The organism is Cutibacterium namnetense, from assembly GCF_001642025.1.
Lineage (GTDB): Bacteria > Actinomycetota > Actinomycetes > Propionibacteriales > Propionibacteriaceae > Cutibacterium > Cutibacterium namnetense.
Genome location: NZ_LWHO01000003.1, coordinates 195,850 through 221,215 on the forward strand (window position 1 = coordinate 195,850; position 25,366 = coordinate 221,215).

The window sequence follows — 25,366 nt, forward strand, 5'->3', positions numbered from 1 at the left end:
GAACAATGGGGTCGGACGGATGCCATCCGTCCGACCCCGCTGATGTCTCGCCTCTCAGGGCGAGACATCACTTAGCGCCATTAAGGGCTACGGTGAGCAGGCCACCGATCAGGCCGAGATTTTTGCAGAACTGGATTTGATCTCCTTGCTTGTCCGCGCCCTCCTTCTCCCAGAAGGCGTGTCCAGCAGCGGTTACTGGAACGAGCTGGGTGGCCAGGACGGTGGCGGCCAGGCGCGGCTTGATGCCAAGGGCTAGCAGGGAGCCAGCGGCCAGCATGGTGGCTCCGTTGACCTTGACCAGCAAGGTCGAATCGACATCAGAGATCTGGGAGCGGACCAGTTCTGGAAGTTTCTCAAGGAGCCCGTCAACAGCGTCAGAAAGCTGGTCGGCTTTCTGAACTTCGCCGAGGCCTCCGGTGATGAAGATGGTTGACAGCAGGGAACGCGCGGTGAACTTCGCAAGGGACATAAAATCCTCCTGACTGATTTGATGCTAGTCCTATCGTGCCCCCATGACGGCTCGTCGGTGTGGCAACGTTCGCGTTTAGGCGATGAGTCCGCTTCTGTTGAGGTGCTGATCTCGACCCTCGCCGTAGTCTTGCCCCGCCGGAGATCAGGCCGTGAGAGCGAGGGCCAGCGGAAGAACATGCCCGGCCCCAGCTCGTCTCAACAACCGTGCAGCGACAGTCATCGTCCATCGGCTAGAGATGACGTCGTCGACAAGCAGGACTGACGCTCCACCAAGATGGGATAACCGAGACATCAGTCCCGGCCCGACGCTGAACCGATCGTGGACGTCACGGAGCCGGTAGGCCGAGTTCGTGGAGGACTGTAGTGGGGCAGATCCATCCGCTAGGTCCAACCACCCAAGGTCTTGCAGCTGACCAACTCGTGCGATTCCCGAGGCCAGGGAATCAATGAGGTGCGGTCGGGTAACCGATGGCACCCGCACTACCGCGGCCGGACGCTGCTGCCAGTCCCACTCGGCCAGAACCCGCAAGCACGCTTTGGCCAAAGCCGGGGTGATCTCGGTGTCTACGGGGACACCATTGGCGTCGGAGCGAAGTAGGGCGCGCAGTGGACCTCCCCAGCCTAAGTCCGAGAGTCTGGCGATGACGCGCCCCTCGTCAACGGTTTCCTCGGCACCGATGCGTCCCTTAAGCGCAACACCGAGGGTGTCCATCCCCGAGGGCCAGATGGTGCGTGGCTCCACCGGGACTCCCACCCGATTGAGGTATTGAACGGCCGTCGAGGAGGCGGACTGATCGACTTCGGATGGGTACCACGGCCCAGCACAGACGTCGCAATGCCCGCAAGGAGCCGTGGAGGGGTCATCAAGTTGCCCGGTAAGGAAGGTCATTCGACAGGTTTTTGAGTGCTCGTAGCTGAGCATGGCCTGCTGCTCCTCATGACGTGCCTGGGAGATACGTTCGTACCGTTCGGTGTCGTGTATCCACGGCTTACCGGTGGCTTGCCACCCATCTCGGACCTTCACGACCGAGCCGTCAACGGCCATCACCTTGAGTAAGAGCCCCAACTGACTACGCCTGATGTCGACCCGCGTCTCCAGTGCTGGAATAGACAGTGCCTGGCCGCCAGCTAGTGCTCTGAGCACGGCGTCGGCTCGTTCCTGGGTCGGCATAGAGGCGTCGGCGAAGTACGTCCAGATATCAGGATCCTCCGGGCCCGGAAGCAGCAAGATATCGGCATTGTCGGTGGCACGACCGGCGCGGCCTACCTGCTGGTAGTACGCGACCGGGGAGCTCGGCGCTCCCAGGTGCACGACGAAACCGAGGTCCGGTTTGTCGAACCCCATCCCTAGGGCGCTGGTCGCCACTAAGGCCTTGACCTGGTTATCGCGCAGGGCTTTTTCGAGTTCGGTTCTTGCTTCAGCATCGGTGCGTCCGGTATAAGCCCGCACACTGTGGCCAGCCATGGTTAGAGCACGTGCGGTGTCCTCGGCCGTCGAAACCGTCAGGCAGTAGATGATTCCCGACCCTGGAAGTTCGCTGAGGTGCTGGACGAGCCAACCGAGCCGGTCGGAAGGATTAGGCAGGTTGAGTACACCGAGTCGCAGTGATTTCCGGGCTAACGGCCCACGAAGAATGAACACATCGTCAGTGCTGGAGGCAATCTGCTCGGCCACGTCCTGGACTACACGTGAGTTCGCGGTCGCCGTTGTTGCAAGTACTGGGACCGTGACTGGTAGGGCGGAGACCAGGTTACGGATGCGTCGATAATCGGGGCGAAAATCGTGCCCCCAGTCAGAGATGCAATGAGCTTCATCGATAACCAACATGCCCATTCGCCTCACCAGCTCGGGCAGCTGCCGGCTGGCGAATGTGGGATTGACGAGGCGCTCGGGGGAGACCAATAGGACGTCGAGTTCGTCGGCGTCGAGGCGTTGGGCTATCTCGGGCCACTCGGTGGCATTGGCCGATGAGATTGCCGCCGCGCGCACTCCAGCCCGCTTTGCGGCAGCGACCTGGTCACGCATGAGGGCGATGAGTGGCGATACGATGAGAGTTGGCCCCGAGCCGATAGCACGCTGTAACAAGGCGGCGACGAAATAGACCGCTGACTTTCCCCAACCGGTGCGCTGGACTACGAGCGCTCGACGGTGATGGGCAACCAAAGCCTCTATAGCTTCCCACTGGCCGGGGTGAAAATCGGCATCGTTGCGACCGACGAGACGGCGAAGGATCTCCAACCCGTGGGCGCGTAAATCATCCACTTCCGGTATTGCGTCGCTAGTTGTCGTCATGGTCCCTCCTTGCGCTGTCATCCTTCCTGGGGCTAGTGACAGTTTCGTGGCGAGACTTCGGCGCGAAGGAAGAACACCCTAGTCAGAACGGCAATGACAACCGGTCAACTACCTTTTGCGCTCGACCCTGCTGGGCGGAGACGATACCCCCCAGCCACTCGACGACCTGATTTTGGGCGGCCTCGTCAAAGGACTGGACAACGTCGAGGTATTCGGCCCCAGAGGTGGCGGCCGCACTGCATAGACGCATGACCTCGGCCGGCGCGGGGGAATCGGCTGCCTCGAGGCAGGACAGGAAAGCATCACGGTTCTCGATCAATTGAGCGCGTCCGGCATCAGTCGGCTGGACCTTGCCGATGAGGGAACTCAGTCTCTTGACCCGTTCGTTACGTGCTGAGACGAGGTTGTCGAGCGCGCCTTGCCAGACCAATCCGGAGAGGCGATCACGAGACATGAAGAGGCGGCGAATCTGGCAGTACCAGGCCTGTAGAGCAGACAAATTGCCCAGATACGTGACGTTATGGGCGACGATGCGATTGAGCTTGGAGTAGCTGTTCGGGGTCACAGGGCGTTGACGTCCCGCAGGGGGAGCGGACAGCACGAGCTGATCATCCTCCGTAACGTCGTCACGTAAGATCGAGCCTGCCCCGACTACGGTGCCAAATCCGGTGGCTACTGGCCCGACGGTGCCGCCTTGACCACCTAGGAAAATTGGATGACGGTTGAGCAGCACCCCGTGCGGCACATCGCCGAAAAGGGAGGCTGTCGTCTTGTCGCCGTCAGGAGTGAAGTTGAAGTGAATGTAGGAAGAACCGACTTCAGAATGGTTCGTCCTTGAGGTACCGCCGGCCAGGAGGACATCACAGAAGTTGATGAGGCTTCCCAAGGTGACAAAAGGCATGAGAATAGTTTGCTTGAGACCGACGGTATGGGCTCCATTGGCCTGTTCTTCGAGGATAGTGCCCCCGCGAACGTGGGCACCCGAGCCCATGTTCGCCCCGTCAAGGAAGACGGTATCCTGGGCGAACCCACCCTTGAGCTTGACCTTGGTGCCAAGTTGGCAATCCTGGATCGTCATGGGAGCTTCATCTCCGAGTACACATCCAGCTGAGATGACAGTCCGACGGCCACGGATTCGGCATCCGGGCCCGATGACCACGCCATCACTACTGATGTTGTTGATGTCGACTGCCTCATCAATGTCGACGGTCAGCGGATTCGGGATGCGTACCCCCTTGTCGATGAGCTTGGCCACCTTCTCCAGGCCGCGTGGTTCGAGCACACGGGAGTTGACGTCCATCGATGATCCTTTCGAGGTCGTGATCCGTTGCCATCAGCCTAGTCACTCCCGTTGACGGCCGCGGGCCATGACGAGCCAGGCCGCGGTGACGACGAATGCCATCCCGAGCAGTTGCGGCCCGGTGAGGTTCTGGCCAAGGATGAGGAATCCTGCGGCTGCGGCGACGGCCGGCTCGACACCAGTCAGGATGCCGTAGACCGTGGTGTCGATGTGGCGCAGCGCGTACATTTCCAGGCTGTAGGGCAGTGCCGACGACATCACTGCTACAACCGCTCCGGTGAGGAGATGGTACGGCTCGACGAGACGTATACCCGCAGTGATGAAGCCAGTCGGCGCCAACACAACCGAACTGAGCAGGATGGCCCACCACAGCCCCTCCAGTTTCGACCAGTTCATCCCCACTAACTGGGCCGACTTGGCATAGAGGGCCCAGAAGATACCTGCGACGAGGGCGAGCACCAGACCGAGGAGGTCAAGGTGGACCCAGTCGGCGCTAAGCGCACCTGAGACCCCCACCACCCCGCACAGAGCCAGCAGGATGGCGAGCCAGTCACGTAGGGATCGGCTCCCGAGAGCTGCCATGCCCAGTGGCCCCAGGAACTCGACGGTGACCGCGACGCCGAGAGGCAGGCGTTCCAAAGAGAAGTAGAACACGGTGTTCATGCCAGCCAAGGCGATGGTCAGCGCCAGCACCTTCCTCCAGTCAGCGCGGGTGTGGCCCCTCACGTGGGGTCGGGCAATCGGAGCTAAGACCAGGGCCGCCAAAGACATCCGTAGCGCTACGGTGCCCAAAGCTCCGACACGGGGGATGAGGGTTGCGGCGAAGGCTCCCCCGAACTGCACCGAGAGAATGGCCATGAATACCAAGATCGCTCCGCGCACGAGCGCTACCATAACGCCGTGGCTGCCAAGTCCCCACCCGGACGAGCTTGCAAACCGGCGTCAACGACGCGATCCGGACATCCTGCAAGAATGACCCCATGACATTCGGCTTCGAGGTCACCTGTCGTCTGGACGATGCGTGCGGGCGTACCGGGATCATTCATACCCCGCATGGTTCTATCGAGACCCCCGCTTTCGTAGTCGTCGGGACTAAGGCGACCGTGAAGTCCGTGCTGCCCGAATCCGTGGCGCAGCTAGGTGCCCAGGCGGTGCTGGCCAACGCCTACCACCTCTTCTTGCAACCCGGCCCGGAACTCGTCGATGAGGCGGGGGGACTCGGACGGTTCATGAACTGGTCTGGCCCGACCTTCACTGACTCTGGCGGTTTTCAAGTACTCAGCCTCGGAGCCGGCTTCAAAAAGACCCTAGCCATGGACGTCTCCCAGCTCACCGAGGCCGACGTCATTGCCGCTGACGCCGATCGCAAGGCGATGGTCGACGATGACGGCGTAACCTTCCGCAGTCCCTTGAACGGAGATCTGCATCGTTTTACCCCCGAGGTGTCGATGGGCATCCAGCACCACCTCGGCGCCGACATCATGTTCGCTTTCGACGAGTTGACCACACTCATGAACACCCGTGGCTACCAGGAGGAGGCCTTGGAGCGTACCCGACGCTGGGCTGAGCGCTGTTTGGCTGAGCATCACCGTCTCACCGAGGTCCGGCCCGAAAAGCCCTATCAGGCCCTTTTTGGTGTCATTCAGGGCGCCCAATACGAGGATCTACGTCGCAGGGCTTGCCGGGATTTAGCAGGCATGGAAGTTGACGGTCAGCGCTTCGACGGCTTCGGTCTGGGGGGAGCGATTGAGAAGGTGAACCTGGGACGCATCGTCACGTGGTGTGCCGAGGAGCTTCCCGAGGACCGTCCCCGTCATCTGTTGGGCATCTCGGAGCCCGATGACCTCTTCGCGGCTTGTCGCGCGGGAGCTGACACCTTCGATTGTGTGAACCCCTCCCGGGTAGCCCGCAATGCCGCCATTTACACCGTCGATGGGCGTTACAACGTCGATACCGCGCGGTTCCGGCGAGATTTCGGCCCGTTGGAGGACGGTTGCGACTGCTATACATGCACCCACTATTCTCGCGCTTACATCCACCATCTCTTCAAGGCCAAAGAGATGCTTGCGAACACCTTGGCGACCATCCATAACGAACGCTGGACGGTAAGACTGGTCGACCAGATTCGGGGCGCCATGCGTAGCGGGGACCTCGATGCTTTTGAGGCCGAGTTCATGGGGCGGTGGAACGCCAATGGCGGCCGGTTGACGCGAGCCGATTGACCGGGGCAAATCTCACCCTCGTGACGATAGGGGTCTAGGCGTGTCTTGGGGCACCACGGCGTGGCTGCGCAGCCATCCCGTGTGGGCCCCGCCAGAACCCGGCAAAGGCTAGTCCTCTTGATGAGCCAGTCTTTCCTGATAGCTCGGCTCGTGCTTCTTGATCCAGGCAATCACCCGGGTCGTGATGGGGATGCAGGCGTACTCAGCGAGGGTCTTCCACAGGAACCCGAAGAAGGCGTAGTTGCACCACTGGCCGAAACTGCTGATCCCGACAACCGGGGCGGCAATGGCGCAGAAGATGATGGTGTCGACAGCCTCGCCAGCACCGGTGGATCCCATCAGTCGGCCGACCAGGCCGCGCTCCAGCCACTTGGCCTTGAGTCGAACCATGATGACCGAATTCGTGAACTGCCCCGCGAGGAATCCGCATACTCCGGCGAGCACCATCTGCCACAGCGGACCGAGGGCCATCGAGAGGGCGGCGTCATGGGACACCGAGTAGGAGTCGGTGAATCCAGGAAGGGCGATGATGGCCCAGAAGCACAGCACGGAGAGAATTGCGCAAATAAACCCCATGACGATCGCGCGGCGCGCGGCCTTGATCCCGTAGATCTCGGTGGTGATGTCTCCCATCACGTAGGCCAGTGGGAACAGGAAGAAGCCGCCGTCGGTGGTGATCGGACCTAGCTGCACTCCCTTTGAACCGCCGATATTAGACAGGATGACTACGACGCACATGAGGGTGAGCAGGATGTCGTAGTGTCCCGACCCTCGATCGGCATACGCAGGGCGAGCTGTCGCAGATAATTTGAGGCTGGTGGAGTCTGACGTCACGGCGAAATGGTAACCGTGGTGCATATCATCGAGATGACGACCATGACCACAGGAGGTTTCCGTGACCCTTGCTACGACGGAGCTGGACATTACCCCGCAGCGGAATCTTTATCCGCCGATCGAGCCCTACGACACCCGGATGGTCGACGTGGGTGACGGCCAGCAGCTCTACGTCGAGCAGTGCGGCAACCCTGACGGCAAGCCAGTAGTTTTCCTCCATGGTGGTCCTGGTGGCGGTGGCGGTACCGAGCGGCGTCGCTTCTTTAACCCTGATGCCTACCGCATTGTCGTTTTAGATCAGCGGGGTTGCGGTTTGTCTACCCCGCACATTGCCCAGGCCCGCACCCCAGGTGAGATGGCCACCAATACGACGTGGAACCTCGTCGAGGATCTTGAGAAGATCCGGGAGTTGCTTGGCATTGAGCGCTGGCAGGTCTTCGGCGGATCGTGGGGGTCCTGCCTGTCCTTGGCTTACGCCGAAACCCATCCCGATCGGGTGACCGAACTCGTGCTGCGCGGCATCTTTACCCTGCGTGAGCAAGAGTTGGACTGGTACTACAACTTCGGTGCCTCCGAGGTTTTCCCGGAGCTGTGGGACAAATTCTGCGAGCCGCTGCGCCGCGCGGGGCATGACTTCTCGCGCGACAACATTGCCGCCTACTACGACCTGCTGTGGGACGACGACCCCGACGTTCACGGTCCTGCTGCAGTGGCTTGGACGACGTGGGAGGGTGCGACGACGTCGCTGTCCTTTGATCCATCCCACGTCGAGGAGTTCTCGGATCCAAACTTCGCGCTGGCCTTCGCCCGCATCGAGAACCACTACTTCGTCAATCATGGGTTCATGGTTGAGGGGCAGTTGCTGCGCGACGCCCATAAGTTGGCCGACATCCCGACTGTTATCGTCCAGGGCCGCTACGACATGTGCTGCCCCGACGTCACGGCCGTCGATTTGTCGCGAGCTCTGCCGAGTGCCGATCTGCGAATCGTGATGGCAGGTCACTCTGCATTTGAGCCGCTAATTGCCTCCGAACTAGTGAAGGTGTGTGACGAATTCGCCGAGTGATGAATTGTCGCTCAGGCGTGTCGAGGCCTAAGTCCAGTCGATTTGATCGAGTACTCACGGTCAAATCGACTGGACTTCGACGTGGTGAGTGGGGATAGCACGCCGCCAGTGAATAGAGACGGGTGGGTTTGCCCGACTATGTTAAGACGAAGGAGTAGTATCCCTCTTCATCCTTCTCTAGTGGTGGCTCGGGGATCTCTCCAAACATGATTGCTGACAAGGGTCGGCTGAGGGTGCGAATGACGGCTCTGGGGACGTCGTCCGGTCCGCTTTCCCAGTACTTTCCTAAATTAATCATGGCCACTAAGTTGTCGAGATTTCTGCCAACGGTAAAGATCGAGACCTCCATGACGAGCATCTCGCTGTCCGTAGTTTTGACAGGAGTGCTCGTGTCCTGATCCATGAAGTACAGCTTCTCGGGTCGGGCCGCAGCTTCGTTGATGACCTTTTGAATGGTCTTCGGGATGACCGGGTAAAATCGTCCATCCCGAATGAAATCTGGATGGACGATGAAGGTAATAACGTCACCAAATTCCTTGCATGCAGACATAATCTTGATTAAATTGTTCATCTCTGATTCCTGAGTTTCGCGTGTGAAAAACAGTTTGCAACGGTCAGATGTTTGGACCATCCCCAGCCTTGAACTGCGCGATGAGCCATTCGCCCGCACAGATCCGCGATGACCGGCGTCAGCACGCCATGCGTTGCGGCCCATGTCCAGCGGTGCACCATTGCACGCCTAGCCATGTCGCCTCGTTGATTCGGATGGCGTCGACGAAGAGAATCTAAAGATAGCTCGGTGAGTTGAAGGGTGGCTGCCGTGCCCGCCAAACCAATCATCGGCTCATCGGATAGCCAGGAAGCGGCATAGGGGGACCCACTGAGAAAACCTTCGCGGACGGCGTCGAGAAACTCGGCAGGGACTCCGACGAGCCCGTCGCAACTGCTCCACGGCATGACGAGATTGACGACGTCGACCGCCGGGTGGTGCACGGAGGCGGCCTCGAAGTCGATAAATCTGGCCTGAGTCTGGGTTGCGAGCACATTGGCGGGGCAGGGGTCTGTTTGGGTGACGACCTCGGCCCCCTCGGTGCCACGCAGCGACTCAAGCAGGTCGAGCTCCGCATCATTGGGCACCTCGATCTCTAGCGCTGCGCACATTTTCTCCAGGCCTCGCCCTGGCAGACGAGGCGAGGCTGGACCACCCGCCGAGCGTGTCCGGGGGTCAAGATGACGGATGACATCCTGGAATGCCGAGATGGCGTCGTTACGTGCCGATCGATTAGATGCTTCCCGCATCGATGCCGTCATAACGGTTGCCGTCGCCCGTCCCCACATTTGTGCGGCGCTGAGAGCGGCTGAGGGATCATTGCCGGCCAAGATCGATTCCAAGGTCACCCCTGACATATCCTCCATGACCACCACGCCCAGGTCCAGGTCGGCTGCATACAGCCGTGGTGCCTCCGGCAGACACCTCAGACCGGCAACCTCGCGGACAATCCCCAGCCCGCCGGAATTGTGCAACATCGATGTTGATCGAAAGCACTTTGCCACGACCGTGCGCGCGCCTGCAGTAGCCGTCGTCGAACCATCTACCCAGCACCGGGCTGTGCTGGTGCGCACCCCCTCGCGCAGTACCTTGTCCAGCGACAGCTCAGTGCCCAGGGCGAACGCGGCATCGTCGAGCCAGCCCAGTCCCATCGCTACCTCCTGGTACGTCACGCCGTCGTTAGCTACGTCTACAGTGGGAGGGTACACATACCCCTCACACCGGAGAGAACCCTGACCACGACCTTGCACACCCACAACACCGATACCGGCAAAGAGGGCGCGACGCGTCGCGTCGTCGCGGTCCCCACGTCGATTCCCATGGTGACTTTGGTCGGACCCAACGACGCATTTCTCAAACGTCTCGAGGACGCTCTTGACGCCGACATTCTGGTACGCGGTAACGAGATTCACCTCACCGGGCACCCTGCCGATCTGGCTGACGCCGGAGACATCCTGTCGGAGATGATCACGATCATCCGCACCGGTCAGGGCCTGTCTGCTGACGACGTCGACCGGATCGTCGCCATGACCCGCAACGGAGAAGGCCCGGCCGAAATCATGACGGTCGATATCCTCAGTAATCGTGGCAAAACGGTTCGCCCCAAGACTCTGAACCAGAAGCGGTACGTCGACGCCATCGACGCTAACACCGTCACCTTCGGCATCGGCCCGGCCGGTACGGGCAAGACGTATCTGGCAATGGCCAAGGCGGTTCAGGCTCTCCAGACCAAGCAGGTGAGCCGGATAATCCTCACCCGCCCGGCTGTTGAAGCGGGAGAGAACATCGGATACCTACCCGGCACGTTGTCGGAGAAAATCGATCCCTATTTGCGCCCGCTCTACGACGCCCTACGCGACATGGTCGACCCCGATACTGTGCCACGTCTTATCGACGCCGGAACTGTTGAGGTGGCACCATTGGCCTATATGCGGGGCCGCACTCTCAACGATGCCTTCGTCATCTTGGACGAGGCTCAGAACACTTCGCCGCAGCAGATGAAGATGTTCCTCACCCGTCTCGGCTTCGGCTCAAAGATCGTCGTCACCGGCGATGTTACCCAGGTCGATCTGCCCGGTGGCATGAAGTCTGGGCTACGAGTAGTACAGGGCATCCTCGACGGTATCGACGATATTGCCTTCTGTAATCTCACCAGCCGTGACGTTGTTCGCCATCGCCTCGTGGGCAAGATCGTTGCCGCCTATGACAGTTACGACATCGCCACCGAGCCGCATGGCGCCAAAAGTCCGCGCAAGAACAGGAAGACCCGATGATCGACATCACTAATGAGTCTGGTTCCCCGTCTGATGAGGAGGGGCTCATCGGTCTGGCGACATTCGCCCTTGACTGGTTGCGCATCCATCCCTCTTCGGAGCTGTCGATCATTCTCGTTGACGAGCAAACGATGGAGGCCTACCACGAAAAGTTCATGGGCCTTCCTGGACCGACTGATGTCTTGAGCTTCCCGATGGACGAGATGCGTGCTCCCGGCGACGACGAAGACCCGCCTTCCGGGCTACTCGGCGACATCGTGCTGTGCCCGACTGTGACCGCTCGCCAGGCTGCCGAGAACGGCCGTACCCCCGACGGGGAGGCGGAATACCTCCTCATCCACGGGTTGTTGCACCTGCTCGGCCATGACCATGCCGAACCTGAAGACAAGCGCGTCATGTTCGGACTGAACGACGAGATCATCACGGCATGGGATGACCATCGAGAACAGACAGGTCAGCGGTGACACGGCAAGAATGGATCGTTCTGGCGATTGCCTTCATCTTCACAGTGCTGGCAAGCCTCAATGTGGCCATGGAGACGGCCCTTCAGCACATGTCTCACACCAAGGCCGAGGAGCTTGCTGCCGACGGTAAGACTGCTCATCAGCGAGTACTTGATATGGTCGCCGACCCCGCGCCCTTCATCAATACTGCGATGTTGGTGAGGATCATATCCGAGGTGACGGCGACGGCACTTGTCGCGCTGCTTATTTTCGGCCACTTTGACTTGCCCTGGCAGCAGGTGCTCGTCGTCGTGGCCATCATGGTACTCGTTGACTTCTTGGCGTGGGGAGTGGCTCCGCGCACTTTGGGACGCCAACATGACACCGCTATCTGCACCTTTTGGTCTCGTCCGTGGGGAGTACTTGCCCACGTCCTTGGCCCCATCGCGGCCCTGCTTATCCTCATTGGCAACGCCCTGACCCCCGGTAAGGGATACGCCGATGGCCCTTTCACTTCTGAGGCTGAACTACGCGAGATGGTCGACTACGCCGAGGCTTCGGATCTCATTGAGGCTGGCGAGCGGGAGATGATCCACTCAGTCTTCGAGCTGGGGGACACTCTCACTAAGGAGGTCATGGTTCCGCGCACTGACGTGGTCTATGTTCCGCGGACCAAGAATCTGCGTCAGGCCATGTCCTTGGCCCTGCGATCTGGGTTTTCGCGGGTTCCGGTCGTCGGCGAGGGGTTTGACGATATCCGTGGCATCGTCTACCTCAAGGACCTTTCCCAGCGGGTGCTCGATAATCCTGACGGTTACGCCACCGAAAGCGTCGAATCGATCATGCGGCCTGCCGCGTTCTGCCCGGATTCTAAACCCGTCGACCAGGTGCTGCGTGAGATGCAGCGAGATCGTAACCACCTTGTCATTGTCGTCGATGAGTTTGGCGGCGCTGCTGGCCTGGTGACGATCGAGGACATCGTCGAGGAGATCGTCGGCGAGATTGTTGACGAATACGACGCCGAGCCCACCCTTACTGAAGAGATCGAGGACGGCGTCTTCCGAATATCCTCGCGTCTGCCGGTCGATGACTTGGGCGAACTGTTCGCCCTCAAGGTCGATGATGACGACGTCGAGACGGTTGGTGGACTCATGGCCAAGGAACTGTCCGTGGTACCCATCCCGGGATCTGTCATCATCTGGGAGGGCTTAGAGATCACTGCCGAGAAGGCGACCGGTCGACGTCACCAGGTTGATACTTGCCTGGTGAAGCGGGCCCCCGAGGAAACCCCCGATCAGGAGGACGACGATGAGTGATGACGAGATGCCTTCGCTGGCCGATCTCATGGATGGTGACGGCGAGGAGGTTTCTGACGTCGATTACGTTGCTGCCAGGGTGGCTGAGTCCACCCGTGCCGGATTCCACTCTGGATTCGTGTGCTTCGTCGGGCGTCCAAACGCCGGCAAATCGACTTTGACTAACGCCCTGGTTGGCTCGAAAATCGCCATTGCCTCCTCGAAGCCCCAGACCACCCGTCACGTCATCCGTGGCGTGGTCACTGACGAGAAGTCCCAGATCGTCGTCATCGACACTCCGGGGCTTCATAAGCCGCGTTCCCTGCTGGGTCAGCGGCTCAACGACCTCGTCTTCGACACCTGGACCCAGGTCGACGTCATCGGGGTGTGCCTGCCCTCCAACCAGCGCATTGGACCAGGGGACACCTATCTCGTCTCCCAAATCGCCGATCTTCCTCATCGTCCCACTCTCATCGCTGTGGCAACGAAGTCCGATCTCGTGTCCAAAGCTCGGATGGCTGAGCATCTGGCCGCCATTGACAAGCTGCAAGAGGAGGTTGGCATCGAGTTCGTTGAAATTGTCCCGTGCTCTGCAGTCTCTGGTGAGCAGGTTGACGAGGTCCGCGACGTCATTGCCTCCCTGCTGCCAAAAGGGCCGGCCTACTACCCAGATGGTGAGGTGACCGACGAACCGACCGAAACCCTGGTCGCCGAGCTGATCCGCGAGGCGGCGCTTGAAGGTGTGCGCGAGGAGCTTCCCCACTCTCTAGCCGTGGAGATTGTGGAGATGAGGCCTCGCGAAGGTCAGCCGGAGGATCGTCCCCTACTGGACGTCTACGCATCCCTCATAGTGGAACGTGATTCCCAGAAGGGCATCATGATCGGTCACCATGGCTCCCATATCAAGCAGGTTCGTACCCACGCCAGGCGACATATCGCGGCCCTGTTGGGAACGCCAATCCACTTGGACCTTCAGGTCAAGGTGTTGCCGAACTGGCAGTCCGACCCGAAATATCTCAATCGATTGGGGTTCTGAAATATTGGGTCGGCGGGAAGTGACGGTCTCACAGTGCTACGGCCCTCACCTCTCCACCGACGACCGTTAAGTCGCTGGTGAGGCTTGCCAATGCACACCGGACAGGTCGAAGGGATTGTGGGCCACAGTGATGACGTCTCCTGGCCCGCCCGTGACCGCCTGTGTTACGTGACGGGTGCTGGCTGTGATGGCCTGGGACAAAGTAAGAGCCTGCTCAGGGTGCCAGCTTGGGCGCCGGTCACCGATTCTCTCGACAGCCACGCGGATCGCGCCCCACGGATCGACGGGGGAGACTGGGGCGTCTGATCCCAGTGCTAACTCGGTCCCGGCTCTCACCATGTTGACGAACCGGAAGCAGCGATCAGCGCGGTCTGCCCACATGACGTCGGTGGCGTCCCGGTCGTCGACGAGGCTGTCATTCGTGTCAACAGTCAGTCCGGTAAGGGCGGCATGGCCTACCTCCTGAAGACCGAGCACCAAGTCGACCTGCCGCGTCGTCTGCAGATCGAATTCTCCGGTGCAGTGCAGAATTACACTGACGATCAAGCCCGCGAGGTCAGCCACGACGAGATCTGGGATCTGTTTAACCGCGAGTACCTGCAGGTGCCCGGCAGCAAGGTGGTGAGCCGCATGACGTCCACCGAGACCGGTACCTATCAGCTCACCGCCAACCTTCGGATTGATGGCGAGGACGTTCAGATCCGGGGCGAAGACAGCGGTGCGGTGTCGGCGTTTATCGACGCTCTGGCCTCCTTCAACGCGGTCGTTAGCGCGGTGAATCGTGCGCGTGAGTGCGGCGGAGTTGGACCAAATCGGCGGCTTCCCTCAATACCGTGATAGGAGGCCGCGAGAACCTCCGCGCGTCGTCCCAAAGATTGCTATTCCGATTACCCATGTGACTATACCCACAAGCCAACCTGTCGTGTTCGAAGTGGTAGCGGTATGCGGTACTCCGGGTAGAAATCGGCAGTACCCACGTGTCTGGAATATGACGATCAACAGAAGCGTCAGGGGAGCTATAGGAAGGCTAACGAGCCGGCCCAGTATGCCCTCAGTCAGGAGCGCTATTCCGGCGCAAATCATAAGGGTTGGTACAAACGCAGCCATATCTGCCCATCCGAATAGATCGGCTACTGGGGTGGGGGAGGATGGATCAAGATAGCGTGCCCCGGGCAGGAGGTTTAGGGGAAGCATCCTAAGAATGCTCGTCATAATGAGCGGTGTCACTATTGCAGGAGCGGTGACTAGGAGAGCGGTGGCTGCGAAAGATAACTCCAGCCGCCGCGGTGAGGTAATGATGAGCCATGTTGCGGGTATTACCGCGGCAAACACGCTCAGACTTATCATGAGCACAGGGGCTACCTCCATAAGGAGGATAGGTCTGGACCATTCCGAATGGTCGAGGTATAAATTGACGCGCGCGTACCACCAGATGATGGTGATGAACACTCCGGTCATGTTCGTGGCTACCCACGTACATGGGTGTGCGATGAGGTGCGCTGTCACTTTTGCCCCAGATCCCCTGTGGTGAGTTGACAATGCTTGATCTTGGTATCGTGAGCTTTCCACCACGCTTCAAAGGCACGCTTCGGGATACCAGCTAACGGGCTGCTAGTTCCGTTTTCGGGGCTGAACCCGCTTCGCTGAAGGAGGACCGCGTCAAGTTCGAGCGCGGACGCGAGGTAGTCTGATGAGAGTGGGCACGCCGGAGATCCCGTCATCACCCGTGCCACATCTGCGGCTACTTGGGTCCGGAAAGCTTGGGAATCGGAGCTAGGAACTGGCGGCAACCAGACATCTGCGACGGCGTCAGGGCTGTTGTCCTGGGTCATTGTCAGCGAACGGCGCTGGTCCTTTGGCACTTGCGCGAGTACCTGCCTCGCCGCTTCGAAGGCCGGAGTCTGAAGGTTTTTCGCACCAGGGAAAGTGCAAACTCGTACTCTGTCCTGATGGGTACATGTGACGGTACGATGGCCGGGAACGACGATGTTTGGGGACAACACCGTCATTGCGGTGATGAGAGTGACCGGCACTGCGACGTTTATTGCGGATGTGGTGAGACGGCGGATTAGCGGCAAACCGGAATCCGTTACCGCGAGTGTAACGTTCAGCATGCACGCGCCGGTTAGACAGAACAATGCGACTCGGTAGATCGCCACTGAAGCAGAGAAATCCCACGCTCCTTCCGGACTTGTCATACCCCAGGTCAGTGACGACGCCAGGATTGAATATCCCGTGTTATTCAGCACGACATCGTTGAGGAATAGTGGAATTCCAAGGAGTGTTCCTGATAGCAGAGGACCACCCAAAGCTGAATATGGAAAACGAAATAACAGACATGCTGCGTAGGAAACACATGTTGCCATGAACAGTCCGCAGAAAACTCGCATAAGGGCGACGATATCTGTACCATAAATCTTATATGCGGAGGCCCGTATGAGCGGTGCAGCCATACCGACTGCCAAGCCAATGCTTACTGCGGCAGATGTCTCGGCAATTTGCCTCCACGCGATCGTTTTCCTGGGGCGTGCAGGCGCTCGGCCAATGATAACGTTGTTAGGGGCGTGCGGGGCAGTCTGTATTACGGTCATCACCATGATGATGAGAACAAACGGTGTTAGTCCCTCGCGGTACGTTACGACAATTCTGCGAATATCCGTTGGGCGCCAATCAAGGAGGGGCCGTGCCGCTAATAGTGAGATGGCAGCGGCGATCACAACTGCCACGAGAAGCAGTGTCCAAGAAGTCGAGCGCGTACGGTGGGGGCCATCACTCATACTGAATCTTTCGGTTCCAAGAGTTTTGTATAACCGACTTCAGTTGCCGACATCCCAGGGGATGAGATAGAAGCCATCGACTCGATTTCGGTCATCGTGCCGCAGAAGCGCAGCCGACCTTAATCTAGGACAAGAATCTGGGAGGTCATGGCGCTGAGGTCTTCGATGAGGTGGGTGGAAAGAATGATTGTCGAATCGACGGCGATCTGCTCCACGAGCTCATGCAGTCTTATGCGCTGCACTGGATCGAGGCCCACTGAAGGTTCATCTAAAAGGACGACGCGAGGTTTATGGACAATCGTACAGGCAATTCCAAGACGCTGTCGCATTCCACCGGAGAGCGAGCGGGCTCGCGAATTTCTTCTGGACCACAGGCCGACTTTCTCGAGTGCCTGGCGTGCAGCACTTGGACATTCGCTCGGGGTCAGACCATGCGCCCATGCCGCGAATTCCGCGTTGCGGAGGACCGTGGAAAATTCCATGATGTCGAACGACTGCGGAAGGTAACCAAGGCTAGGCCTCACCAGGTTGCGCTCACGTGTGGTGTCGTGGCCGCACACCGTCAGCGTACCGGACGATGGTGTGAGAAGGGTTGCCAGAAGCCGGATGAGGGTGGACTTACCGGCTCCGTTTGGGCCGACGAGACCTATCACTCCTCCGTCAACTGTGAATGTAACATCGTGTAGCGCTGTGCGACGACGGTATGAATAGCTGACGTGATCAGCGTGAATGGAAGGTGCGGTCACAGCCACCGCAGATCTGAGGATTCGGATTTCGCCCCTGTTGATGAATTATTTCTCGTGTAGATATCCCATCCGGACTTCGGATTTCCAACGACCGTCCACGTGGCATTGCGTACATTTGATTTGGATGCTGAGGCCATGCGATCATCCCATCGCCATGTTTCGTGATGCATGGCCACCGCCACGTTGCTGACGGAATTGCTGCACCCAGAGCGTCCTGCCACGGAATGTGCAACGGTGTTGGACGCACGTACGGGGATATTTGCCACAAGACTGCAGTGTGAGGCTGCTTCGGCGTTAGTTGCGGACATAGCGATTCCCATTGCCGCTAATGTCGCGAACGCTGCAAAGCTGGCTACAGAAGGTGATGGCCTCTTTGGGGTTAACATCTTTTCCTCTTTCAACGGGCCTAGATCTCTACGATGGCTTAAGATGTGTTATCACACTAATACCGCTGTAAAATTGTAGACCAGTTCTGGATTGGTGTCACGTAGCGGTAGCGGTGACTACCTCAATGTAAATGCTGCCAGAGGATCTCCCTCGGGGTGAAGGATCCGAGAGTATGTCGGGACGTGTTGCTCGTTTCGTCATCGATTGATTACAGGTCGATGACTCAGCAACTATGCTTCTCCTGAGAAGGTGCTTTCAAATTATGCGGTTCGCGTTTTTCGTTCGTGGTTAGGCTTCGAAGCGATTGGGGGCGAAATGGGGCGGAACACTTGTGGTGGCGGTGAGTGTTGCATATCCCTTCATGTCCGTGCCCTGATTTTAGATGAGAATATACAAAACCACGGGTGGTCTCGATCAATTTGATGTTTCTTTTTCAATGAGTTCTCTTAGCTCGGGCTGGCTGAATGAGGACGCTCACTGCATTGGTGCATGCGGCGGAGTGGGCATAGATCCGCTTGTAAATTGGTTCGTGATTAACCCGAAATCCATCAGCTGATGGCGAGGTGCGTATGACAGTTTCTACCGTCAGGCGATGAGCCTGTAAGTGCAACCGCACGTCGATCTCACGTCTCCTGGACGGGGATTCATGACGATGGGGTGGGGCTGACTTTATTGGGGGCGACCCCACCAAACCTCCGGTCCCGCTTGGCGTATTCCACCACTGCGGCCCAGAGGTCGCGGCGGTCAACGTCGGGCCATAAGACGTCGGAAAATACCATTTCGGCGTAGGCCGACTGCCATAGCAGAAAGTTCGAGGTGCGCTGCTCGCCGGAGGAGCGCCAAAATAGGTCGACGTCGGGGATCTCGGGCTCGTCAAGATGCGTACGGAAAGTCTTCTCAGTGATGTGATCGGGATCGATCTTGCTCTCGGCGGCTAGGCGGGCGATGTCGCGCACGGCATCGACGATCTCGGCACGTCCGCCGTAGTTGACGCAGAACTGTAGCGTGAGGACGCTGTTGTCGGCGGACTGCTCCTCAGCCGACTCCAGCTCCTTGATCACTGACTTCCACAGCTTGGGGCGGCGTCCGGCCCATCGGATGCGCACTCCCATGGCGTTGAGCTGATCGCGACGACGGTGGATGACGTCACGATTGAAGCCCATAAGCCACCGAACTTCGTCGGGTGAACGTTTCCAGTTTTCGGTGGAAAACGCATAAGCGCTCAAATAGGGGATACCCATCTCGATGGCTCCCTCGATGACATCGAAGAGAGCATCCTCGCCACGTGCGTGACCTTCAGTGCGCCTAAGACCGCGCTGTTTGGCCCAACGTCCGTTGCCGTCCATAACGATGGCGACGTGTTGGGGGATGAGTTCCGGTGGCAGCTCGGGTGGGCGAGCTCCAGACGGATGCGGTAGCGGGCCACGCTTCGGGGGTCGCGGTGTGATTCGGGCCATGGGTCACAGCGTAGTGGCGTCGAGGATGGTAGTGGGGCCGGGCTGGTGCCGTCGTGGCGGTGGCAACGGTAAGTTATCCGAGGTTCAAGGCCTCGATGATGTCACAGGGTCGTCCACACAATGATGATTCCGGAAGCAAGACAGGCAATGATCGAGGCAACGTTCGTCCAATGGCTGATGCGTTCCCGAGTGCGCCCAGAAATACCTGAGGAATTGGGTCGCAGTCGATCGATGGCAACTGGAAGCCATGCCGGGACGAGGACGATCCACCAGGAGACGATAAGTGTGAAGATTCTCACGATGAGGGGTAGGTTGGCAGTACCGATGCGCTGACTCGAGGAAATGAATAGCGGAATGGTGGTGAAGTTGGTAGCCATCCCCAATGAGCCCCAGGTGAACATTCCGTGGGCTCCGGTGGATCGCGGCCCCGACGACTTTTTGTGTCGAGAATTCTTGACTTGGTGGGAGCCCCAACGGTTCCAGCCCAGATAACAACCGAAGAGGAAGAGCAGTACCCCTAGAATTCGGTCGACGGTGTGAGAGGCAAGCTGTCGCGAGGCGAAGTCGGTGGCAGCGCTTCCCAGCAGGCCGAAACTCGTGACGCCGATGGCGCCAAGCACCAGACCGGCCCCAGAGACAAAAGCCCAGCCATGGTTTTGCTTTTGACCGTGCACTGCCGCGTTCGCGTTGAGGATCATAACGGGACTGACAGCAGCAACGAGCACCAGGTACCAGACGCTGCCGAGCAGCGTGACAAAGGAATCCATGGGCGTCTCCTGGGGGTTCCAACGGTAGTCGACCTGCTATGAACATCTCCTACCCTCTCACAGCGATTTTGCGTAGAGCATGTTTCGGCGGTAGGCCATTGCGGGGAGACAATAGGTGTCATGCCCACCTACCGTGATCAAGCCGTCGTTTTGCGCACGCACAAGCTAGGTGAGGCTGATCGGATCGTGTCGATGCTGTCGCGGGAGCACGGCAAAATCCGGGCGGTGGCACGAGGGATTCGACGCACCTCCAGCAAGTTTGGCGCTCGTCTGGATCCGTTCAATTTGGTTGACCTGCAGCTGGTGCAAGGACGCAACCTCGACGTCGTCGCCCAGGTGGAGTGTTTGCATCCTTACTCGGCGCCGCTGCGTCAGGACTACTCTCTGTTCACCGCGGCTGAGGTCATGGTGGAGGCTGCCGACCACCTGGTGCCGGTGGACCGTGAACCGGCCCCGGCACAATACCGATTGTTGGCAGGAGCTTTGCGGGTGCTCGGCCAGGGGACGACGGACGGCCCACGGCCACCCGAGATGGTGCTGGACTCTTACCTGCTGCGCTCTCTTTCAGCATCCGGATATGCCCCGGATCTGGTCGACTGCGTCCGGTGCGGGGCACCTGGTCCACACCCAGGATTCTCGCCGAGCTTGGGGGGTGTGGTGTGCATCAATTGTCAGCCACCCGGGACCCCGCATCCGCACGAGGAGACGATTTCGTACCTGCGGGCCTTGCTGGTCGGGGACTGGGCTGCGACCCGCGATGTCATGTGGCCCAGGGTTCGTGAGGGGTCTGGGCTGGTAGCAGCGTTTGTGTCTTGGCACATGGACCGTGGCTTGCGGTCGATGCCCTTTCTGGAGCGTTAATCAGAGGTCAGTCGCGCTTCGGGCCACGATAAAACCGAGCTCCGCTCCGGCTACTCAGCCGACGTGGCGCGGGTTATCGTTCCCAGGAATAATCAGGTTTCGCGAACTGGCTTTGCGCGTGGAATACGGGCATTAACCACCCACCAACCATTGCGCAGACCGATAGAGATCTCGCCACGGAGCAGGGAGACGCGCTCCTTGAGGCGAGCAATACCCATTCCAGTCGATCGAACGGGTTCTATCTCCGAATCGATGACGGGGTTGGAGACGGTCACCACGACGTCGTCCCCTTCATCCGTGACGGTAAGCCTGGCTATTGCCGGGCCGTTGTGCTTGATGGCATTAGCAGTGGATTCGTCAAGGATCCGGTTGACGGCATCGGAGACGCTTACCGGCATCGGAGCGCACGCGATCGACGATTCGACATGCCAGCCGAGCGTCTCTAACCGCGTGACCATAGCGGCCACCGTAGCTTCGACGGAGTCCTCGTGAGTGGGGGAGGAGACGAGAGGGAGGTTATGGTTACGCAACACTAAGAGCAGACGCTGGAGATCGTCCAGGGCTGTCCTCGAGGTGCTCTCGATCGATTTGGCGGCCTCGACTACGCCCTCGTTGGCAGTGTTGAGGCGCAAAGAACCTGCCAGCATGGTGATGACGGTGAGGTCCTTAGCCACGACGTCGTGGAGTTCGGAGGCAAGCTGTTGACGCTCCTCCTCGCGAGCATTTGCTGCTTGTTGGAGGGCGTCGGCCGCTTGTTCCTCGGCCTGTTCGCGGCGGTTATCGAGCCAGCGGAAGGCGGAGCCGACTCCGATGCCGATTGCGCATGCAACACACGTCACCAAAAAGCTGGATACCCAGCGTGTCGCATGAACGGCTGCCAGAGCGACGGTGATCGTGGCACCGATGAACAATGGAATACAATGGCGTTTCAAGCCATGCTGACTAGCGAAAAAGGCGAGTATAACCAGCAGCGGAATGCTAAATGCTATGTCTCCGGCGATGACGCTACTGATTAGGCCGACGAGAAGAAATAACTCCTGCAACAGGGGGCGTTTCCAGCACAGTAGTGCAATGACGCTGAAGACGTAAGTGGCCACCATCCAGATCATGGCACTGCCGCTTCTGTGGGTTGCCACGGCGACGCGCAAGTCGTCAAGCGCGGAGAGCACCAGCGCGGTGACGATAACACCCGCAATGGCAGTGGCCCGACTGCTCTCGTTGAAGACGAGGTTACGTGCAGGCGAACCACTGTTCATTGATGCGCACCTCGCGGGCTAGACACCTCATACGTTAGACATGGATACGAAATCAGTTCCAGTCGTAACACCAGTCGGGGTAGATGCTGCAAAGGCCGTCTATGATTCCCTCAGCATGGCCCTTAGGCTGTGTACTTACAGCGTTCTGGGTCGGGGTGGGGCCAGTGGAGGCTTGAGCGGGGACAGCGATCGAGAAGGAGCTGACTGCCAGGGCAGCCACGATGCCGGTGATGATCTTCCTCATGGGCACAATGTATCCCCCTGGAGGGGCCATCCACAATGATCGGGCGCAAAGTGATGTGAGACGGCTGACACGTGCAGAGACGAGCCGTTGGATGCATCGGCTGGCTGTTCATTTGACCAGATGACCAGCCAGGTTATAGACGTTTGATTGCCCGTAGTCATGCTGCTAACCCGATGTTATATGGGCTGCTGCGATATGCGAGGATGGGAAGCAGTGTGGGGGCGACTGGATACTTCGCATCCAAGGCGTTATATGACTGATCGTTGGCGCCGCGCGATCATCTGGGTGAGGAGGTCTCACTTGGGCACAGCAGCGCTCGGCGTGAATGCAAAGGAGGTGTGATGTCAGTTCGACTCGTGGTTACTGACGATCATCCGATCATGCGGCAGGCTCTTGCCGGCTATTTCTCTCGTGTCGAGGAGATAGAGGTCGTCGGTCAGGCCACTAACGGTCGTGAAGCGGTCGAGCTCGTTGATCAGCTACTGCCCGACGTTGTCCTTATGGACCTCAAAATGCCTGAGATGGACGGTCTCACAGCTACCCGAATGATCGTCTCGCGCCATCCGTCCGTCCGCGTTGTTGCCCTCACGACCTTCGCCCGTCGGGATATCGTCGTCGAGGCCATCCTTGCTGGAGCTGCTGGCTATGTTCTCAAGGACTCTGAACCGGAGGCCGTCATCGCTGGAGTCCGCGCGGTCATGGCGGGCCAGGTGACAGTGTCTCCGGAGATTGCCCGCGGCGTCGTTGAGGCCTTTTCGGCTCGGCCCACCGGCGCGGGGGCCCATCAGGTTGATATGGCTCCGGTGGAGTTGTCCGATGCTGACGACGATGTTCTGAAACTTCTCGCTCAGGGGTTACCGAATGCTGCCATCGCGGATGAGCTGTGTCTCAGTGAGTCCGCGGTCAAGCAGCGCCTTCGCCATCTAGCAAAGAAACTGGGAGTGCGCAGTCGCCTTGAGGTTCTGGTGAGAGCATGCGAGCTGGGCCTGGTTACTCCCCGACTGCGTCGCTGATTACGACACTGACCCGGTGCGCACTGCGGAGCATGCCGAACAAATCCCGAACAACTCCAGCTCGTGACCGGTCTCGCTAAACCCATACTTCGCGGCGATATCGCGAGCCCAGTCCTCCAGGATTTTCTCAGGCCCAATCTCGACGGCTTTGCCACAATTGCGGCATACCAGGTGATGGTGGTGCGCTGAGGAGCACCGGCGATAGGTCATTTCGCCGTCTTCAGCGCGAATGGCATCGAGCTCTCCGTCCTCAGCCATGGTCTGCAAGTTCCGGTAGACGGTTGCCAGACCAACCTGATCTCCGCGTTCGCGCAGCTGATCATGGACCTGCTGGGCAGTGAGGAAGAACGACTCGTCGTCAAAGAGGGCACGAATGGCAAGGCGCTGTTTGGTCGTGCGCCGCCGATTCTCCACCATGATCACCTCACTGCCGGGGGTCAAACTAGGCCAAATGTACCGCAGCGGGTTGCGTATTTCCCAGCTGTCGTCTGCTGGCTGACGGTGTGGGCATGCGTCGTGTGATTACAGGTAGGCTAGTGAACGGCCTCGCCGCCCAGATATGCAATCCGTAGGCGGCGCTGCCCGCGTGGACACCATCCGGGTGTCCACTCCAATGAGGACTTGGAAGAAAGGGACGGCTATGGCCTCCACTAGCACACTCGACAATGTCATCAATCTCTGTAAACGACGCGGATTCGTCTTCCCGTGTGGGGAGATCTATGGAGGTACACGCGCTGCGTGGGATTACGGCCCATTCGGCGTCGAGCTCAAGGAGAACATCAAGAGGCAGTGGTGGCGCTACATGGTCACTCGTCGCGATGACGTCGTTGGTCTTGACTCCTCGGTTATCTTGCCCCGTGAAGTATGGGTAGCGTCTGGTCACGTCGGTGTGTTTAACGATCCACTGACGGAGTGTCTGTCGTGTCATAAGCGGATGCGTGCCGACCACCTGCAGGAGGGGCATGCTGCCAAGCATGGAATCGACGATCCGGATTCCATCCTGTTAGGGGAGATCAACTGCCCTAACTGTGGCAATAAGGGGCAGTGGACCGAGCCCCGTGATTTCAACATGATGCTTAAGACCTACCTCGGCCCTGTTGAGGATGAGTCGGGTCTGCACTACCTGCGTCCCGAGACTGCCCAGGGGATTTTCGTCAACTTCCAGAACGTGCTTACCAGTGCCCGCAAGAAGCCGCCGTTTGGCATCGCGCAGACTGGTAAATCGTTCCGCAATGAGATCACACCTGGGAACTTCATCTTCCGCACCCGCGAGTTCGAGCAGATGGAGATGGAGTTCTTCGTCGAGCCCGGTACCGACGAGGAATGGCACCAGTACTGGATTGAGGCCCGCACTGCGTGGTACACCGGTCTCGGTATCGACCCGGAGAACCTGCGCCATTACGAGCATCCTAAAGAGAAACTCTCCCACTATTCGAAGCGCACCGTCGACATCGAGTACAAGTTCGGGTTTGCCGGGGCGGATTGGGGCGAGCTCGAGGGAATTGCTAACCGCACTGATTTCGATTTGGGCACCCATTCCAGGCACTCTGGCAAGGATCTGTCGTACTACGACCAGGCCAACAACAAGCGCTACCTGCCTTACGTCATTGAGCCAGCAGCTGGCTTGACTCGCTCTCTTATGGCCTTCATGGTGGATGCTTACACCGAGGACGAGGCACCTAACGCCAAAGGTGGGGTCGACAAGCGCACCGTGCTTAAGCTGGATCCGCGTCTTTCTCCGGTCAAGGTTGCGGTGCTACCGCTGAGCCGCAATTCCGACTTGTCGCCTAAGGCCCGTGATCTTGCTGCCCGTCTTCGTGAGCATTGGAACGTTGACTTTGACGATGCCCAGGCCATTGGCAAGCGCTACCGTCGCCAGGATGAGATCGGTACCCCGTTCTGTGTCACCGTCGACTTCGACTCCCTCGAGGATGGCGCCGTGACGGTGCGTGAGCGCGACACCATGGCTCAGCAGCGTGTCAGCATCGACAAGGTTGAGGAATACCTCGGCGGCAAACTGCTCGGCTGTTGATTCGCTAACCCGTTTGTGCACGACGGCATTTCTGCACGCCGGG

The 25,366-nt window shown here is 59.2% G+C and carries 23 protein-coding genes and 3 pseudogenes; 10 read left to right on the forward strand and 16 right to left on the reverse strand.

Annotation, left to right across the window (positions count from 1 at the left end; all coding sequences use genetic code 11):
* Window positions 1–67: 67 nt before the first annotated feature.
* From A5483_RS04500 to A5483_RS04515, 4 genes are all read right to left on the reverse strand, one after another.
* On the reverse strand, window positions 68–469 hold the full coding sequence (locus A5483_RS04500) for a DoxX family protein (protein ID WP_063811118.1): 402 nt from the start codon (window positions 467–469) through the stop codon (window positions 68–70).
* 144 nt (window positions 470–613) lie between these two features.
* A complete protein-coding gene (locus tag A5483_RS04505) occupies window positions 614–2,785 on the reverse strand; it encodes a RecQ family ATP-dependent DNA helicase (RefSeq protein ID WP_063811119.1) in 2,172 nt (723 codons plus the stop codon).
* Window positions 2,786–2,846: 61 nt separating this feature from the next.
* Window positions 2,847–4,064 carry a hypothetical protein gene (locus tag A5483_RS04510; protein WP_063811120.1) on the reverse strand — a complete coding sequence of 406 codons (1,218 nt, stop codon included), beginning with the start codon at window positions 4,062–4,064 and terminating at the stop codon, window positions 2,847–2,849.
* A gap of 42 nt (window positions 4,065–4,106) precedes the next feature.
* Window positions 4,107–4,958 carry an EamA family transporter gene (locus A5483_RS04515; protein WP_063811121.1) on the reverse strand — a complete coding sequence of 284 codons (852 nt, stop codon included), beginning with the start codon at window positions 4,956–4,958 and terminating at the stop codon, window positions 4,107–4,109.
* Between the two features lie 86 nt (window positions 4,959–5,044).
* Between A5483_RS04515 and tgt the strand changes: the two genes are divergently transcribed.
* Complete coding sequence (tgt, locus tag A5483_RS04520; protein ID WP_042842630.1) at window positions 5,045–6,286, forward strand: tRNA guanosine(34) transglycosylase Tgt; 1,242 nt, start codon at window positions 5,045–5,047, stop codon at window positions 6,284–6,286.
* Window positions 6,287–6,394: 108 nt separating this feature from the next.
* Here tgt and A5483_RS04525 read toward each other — a convergent pair whose 3' ends face one another.
* On the reverse strand, window positions 6,395–7,144 hold the full coding sequence (locus tag A5483_RS04525; RefSeq protein ID WP_063811122.1) for a queuosine precursor transporter: 750 nt from the start codon (window positions 7,142–7,144) through the stop codon (window positions 6,395–6,397).
* A gap of 37 nt (window positions 7,145–7,181) precedes the next feature.
* Here A5483_RS04525 and pip point away from each other — a divergent pair, with 37 nt between their 5' ends.
* Window positions 7,182–8,186: a prolyl aminopeptidase gene (gene pip / locus A5483_RS04530; protein ID WP_002548804.1), complete on the forward strand. Its 1,005-nt coding sequence runs from the start codon at window positions 7,182–7,184 to the stop codon at window positions 8,184–8,186.
* A gap of 136 nt (window positions 8,187–8,322) precedes the next feature.
* Here the strand turns inward: pip and A5483_RS04535 are convergent, their stop codons facing one another.
* Together A5483_RS04535 and A5483_RS04540 are read right to left on the reverse strand one after the other, a co-directional pair.
* On the reverse strand, window positions 8,323–8,736 hold the full coding sequence (locus tag A5483_RS04535; RefSeq protein ID WP_063811313.1) for a hypothetical protein: 414 nt from the start codon (window positions 8,734–8,736) through the stop codon (window positions 8,323–8,325).
* Window positions 8,737–8,753: 17 nt separating this feature from the next.
* Complete coding sequence (locus tag A5483_RS04540; RefSeq protein ID WP_193790440.1) at window positions 8,754–9,944, reverse strand: phosphotransferase; 1,191 nt, start codon at window positions 9,942–9,944, stop codon at window positions 8,754–8,756.
* A gap of 36 nt (window positions 9,945–9,980) precedes the next feature.
* Here A5483_RS04540 and A5483_RS04545 point away from each other — a divergent pair, with 36 nt between their 5' ends.
* The 4 genes from A5483_RS04545 to era are packed head-to-tail and all read left to right on the forward strand — an operon-like array spanning window position 9,981 to window position 13,783.
* Window positions 9,981–11,009, forward strand: coding sequence for a PhoH family protein (locus A5483_RS04545; RefSeq protein ID WP_002548502.1), 1,029 nt, complete (start codon window positions 9,981–9,983; stop codon window positions 11,007–11,009).
* The gene (gene ybeY / locus A5483_RS04550; protein ID WP_002548674.1) at window positions 11,006–11,473 is read left to right on the forward strand and encodes an rRNA maturation RNase YbeY; all 468 of its coding nucleotides are present in this window, start codon (window positions 11,006–11,008) and stop codon (window positions 11,471–11,473) included. The genes A5483_RS04545 and ybeY overlap by 4 nt, the downstream gene beginning before the upstream one ends.
* Complete coding sequence (locus A5483_RS04555; protein WP_002548765.1) at window positions 11,470–12,768, forward strand: hemolysin family protein; 1,299 nt, start codon at window positions 11,470–11,472, stop codon at window positions 12,766–12,768. The genes ybeY and A5483_RS04555 overlap by 4 nt, the downstream gene beginning before the upstream one ends.
* Window positions 12,761–13,783: a GTPase Era gene (gene era, locus A5483_RS04560; protein ID WP_063811124.1), complete on the forward strand. Its 1,023-nt coding sequence runs from the start codon at window positions 12,761–12,763 to the stop codon at window positions 13,781–13,783. The genes A5483_RS04555 and era overlap by 8 nt, the downstream gene beginning before the upstream one ends.
* Window positions 13,784–13,811: 28 nt before the next feature.
* On the opposite strand, the pseudogene A5483_RS04565 reads toward era, so the two are convergent.
* Window positions 13,812–14,194 (reverse strand): annotated as a pseudogene (locus A5483_RS04565) (amidohydrolase family protein); the annotation flags it as partial.
* Here A5483_RS04565 and A5483_RS11865 point away from each other — a divergent pair.
* A pseudogene (locus A5483_RS11865) lies at window positions 14,105–14,602 on the forward strand (2-isopropylmalate synthase); the annotation flags it as partial. The pseudogenes A5483_RS04565 and A5483_RS11865 sit on opposite strands and share 90 nt — an antisense overlap.
* Window positions 14,603–15,285: 683 nt before the next feature.
* Here the strand turns inward: A5483_RS11865 and A5483_RS04580 are convergent.
* The 5 genes and pseudogenes from A5483_RS04580 to A5483_RS04600 form a co-directional block, all read right to left on the reverse strand.
* Complete coding sequence (locus A5483_RS04580; RefSeq protein WP_153023074.1) at window positions 15,286–15,897, reverse strand: hypothetical protein; 612 nt, start codon at window positions 15,895–15,897, stop codon at window positions 15,286–15,288.
* Window positions 15,898–16,679: 782 nt separating this feature from the next.
* Window positions 16,680–16,817, reverse strand: a complete 138-nt coding sequence (locus tag A5483_RS12360; protein ID WP_241497678.1) for a P-loop NTPase family protein — start codon at window positions 16,815–16,817, stop codon at window positions 16,680–16,682.
* Between the two features lie 12 nt (window positions 16,818–16,829).
* Window positions 16,830–17,312 (reverse strand): annotated as a pseudogene (locus tag A5483_RS12695) (ABC transporter ATP-binding protein); the annotation flags it as partial.
* A gap of 1,025 nt (window positions 17,313–18,337) precedes the next feature.
* Window positions 18,338–19,039, reverse strand: a complete 702-nt coding sequence (locus A5483_RS04595) for an isoprenyl transferase (protein WP_063811130.1) — start codon at window positions 19,037–19,039, stop codon at window positions 18,338–18,340.
* 212 nt (window positions 19,040–19,251) lie between these two features.
* Window positions 19,252–19,917: a hypothetical protein gene (locus tag A5483_RS04600; RefSeq protein WP_063811131.1), complete on the reverse strand. Its 666-nt coding sequence runs from the start codon at window positions 19,915–19,917 to the stop codon at window positions 19,252–19,254.
* A 120-nt stretch (window positions 19,918–20,037) separates the two neighbouring features.
* Between A5483_RS04600 and recO the strand changes: the two genes are divergently transcribed.
* Window positions 20,038–20,778, forward strand: coding sequence for a DNA repair protein RecO (recO, locus tag A5483_RS04605; RefSeq protein ID WP_063811132.1), 741 nt, complete (start codon window positions 20,038–20,040; stop codon window positions 20,776–20,778).
* 92 nt (window positions 20,779–20,870) lie between these two features.
* On the opposite strand, the gene A5483_RS04610 is transcribed toward recO, so the two are convergent.
* Window positions 20,871–22,034, reverse strand: coding sequence for a sensor histidine kinase (locus A5483_RS04610; RefSeq protein WP_063811133.1), 1,164 nt, complete (start codon window positions 22,032–22,034; stop codon window positions 20,871–20,873).
* Between the two features lie 52 nt (window positions 22,035–22,086).
* Window positions 22,087–22,278: a hypothetical protein gene (locus A5483_RS04615; protein ID WP_063811134.1), complete on the reverse strand. Its 192-nt coding sequence runs from the start codon at window positions 22,276–22,278 to the stop codon at window positions 22,087–22,089.
* A 341-nt stretch (window positions 22,279–22,619) separates the two neighbouring features.
* Here A5483_RS04615 and A5483_RS04620 point away from each other — a divergent pair, with 341 nt between their 5' ends.
* Window positions 22,620–23,291, forward strand: a complete 672-nt coding sequence (locus tag A5483_RS04620; protein WP_063811135.1) for a response regulator — start codon at window positions 22,620–22,622, stop codon at window positions 23,289–23,291.
* Here A5483_RS04620 and A5483_RS04625 read toward each other — a convergent pair whose 3' ends face one another.
* On the reverse strand, window positions 23,292–23,708 hold the full coding sequence (locus tag A5483_RS04625) for a Fur family transcriptional regulator (protein ID WP_002548424.1): 417 nt from the start codon (window positions 23,706–23,708) through the stop codon (window positions 23,292–23,294).
* Window positions 23,709–23,931: 223 nt separating this feature from the next.
* Here A5483_RS04625 and A5483_RS04630 point away from each other — a divergent pair, with 223 nt between their 5' ends.
* On the forward strand, window positions 23,932–25,323 hold the full coding sequence (locus tag A5483_RS04630) for a glycine--tRNA ligase (protein WP_193790441.1): 1,392 nt from the start codon (window positions 23,932–23,934) through the stop codon (window positions 25,321–25,323).
* The last annotated feature ends 43 nt before the right edge of the window (window positions 25,324–25,366 follow it).

What these genes read in the sequence shown, in the direction of transcription:
- era (WP_063811124.1), top strand. Translation starts at nt 12,761, where the DNA reads ATGAGTGATGACGAGATGCCTTCGCTGGCCGATCTCATGGATGGTGAC.
- A5483_RS04610 (WP_063811133.1), bottom strand. Translation starts at nt 22,034, where the DNA reads ATGAACAGTGGTTCGCCTGCACGTAACCTCGTCTTCAACGAGAGCAGT.
- A5483_RS04510 (WP_063811120.1), bottom strand. Translation starts at nt 4,064, where the DNA reads ATGGACGTCAACTCCCGTGTGCTCGAACCACGCGGCCTGGAGAAGGTG.
- A5483_RS04515 (WP_063811121.1), bottom strand. Translation starts at nt 4,958, where the DNA reads ATGGTAGCGCTCGTGCGCGGAGCGATCTTGGTATTCATGGCCATTCTC.
- A5483_RS04505 (WP_063811119.1), bottom strand. Translation starts at nt 2,785, where the DNA reads ATGACAGCGCAAGGAGGGACCATGACGACAACTAGCGACGCAATACCG.
- A5483_RS04620 (WP_063811135.1), top strand. Translation starts at nt 22,620, where the DNA reads ATGTCAGTTCGACTCGTGGTTACTGACGATCATCCGATCATGCGGCAG.
- ybeY (WP_002548674.1), top strand. Translation starts at nt 11,006, where the DNA reads ATGATCGACATCACTAATGAGTCTGGTTCCCCGTCTGATGAGGAGGGG.
- A5483_RS04630 (WP_193790441.1), top strand. Translation starts at nt 23,932, where the DNA reads ATGGCCTCCACTAGCACACTCGACAATGTCATCAATCTCTGTAAACGA.
- tgt (WP_042842630.1), top strand. Translation starts at nt 5,045, where the DNA reads ATGACATTCGGCTTCGAGGTCACCTGTCGTCTGGACGATGCGTGCGGG.
- A5483_RS04625 (WP_002548424.1), bottom strand. Translation starts at nt 23,708, where the DNA reads ATGGTGGAGAATCGGCGGCGCACGACCAAACAGCGCCTTGCCATTCGT.
- A5483_RS04615 (WP_063811134.1), bottom strand. Translation starts at nt 22,278, where the DNA reads ATGAGGAAGATCATCACCGGCATCGTGGCTGCCCTGGCAGTCAGCTCC.
- A5483_RS04535 (WP_063811313.1), bottom strand. Translation starts at nt 8,736, where the DNA reads ATGTCTGCATGCAAGGAATTTGGTGACGTTATTACCTTCATCGTCCAT.
- A5483_RS04500 (WP_063811118.1), bottom strand. Translation starts at nt 469, where the DNA reads ATGTCCCTTGCGAAGTTCACCGCGCGTTCCCTGCTGTCAACCATCTTC.
- A5483_RS04580 (WP_153023074.1), bottom strand. Translation starts at nt 15,897, where the DNA reads ATGCTGAACGTTACACTCGCGGTAACGGATTCCGGTTTGCCGCTAATC.
- A5483_RS04525 (WP_063811122.1), bottom strand. Translation starts at nt 7,144, where the DNA reads ATGCACCACGGTTACCATTTCGCCGTGACGTCAGACTCCACCAGCCTC.
- recO (WP_063811132.1), top strand. Translation starts at nt 20,038, where the DNA reads ATGCCCACCTACCGTGATCAAGCCGTCGTTTTGCGCACGCACAAGCTA.
- A5483_RS04595 (WP_063811130.1), bottom strand. Translation starts at nt 19,039, where the DNA reads ATGGACGGCAACGGACGTTGGGCCAAACAGCGCGGTCTTAGGCGCACT.
- A5483_RS04600 (WP_063811131.1), bottom strand. Translation starts at nt 19,917, where the DNA reads ATGGATTCCTTTGTCACGCTGCTCGGCAGCGTCTGGTACCTGGTGCTC.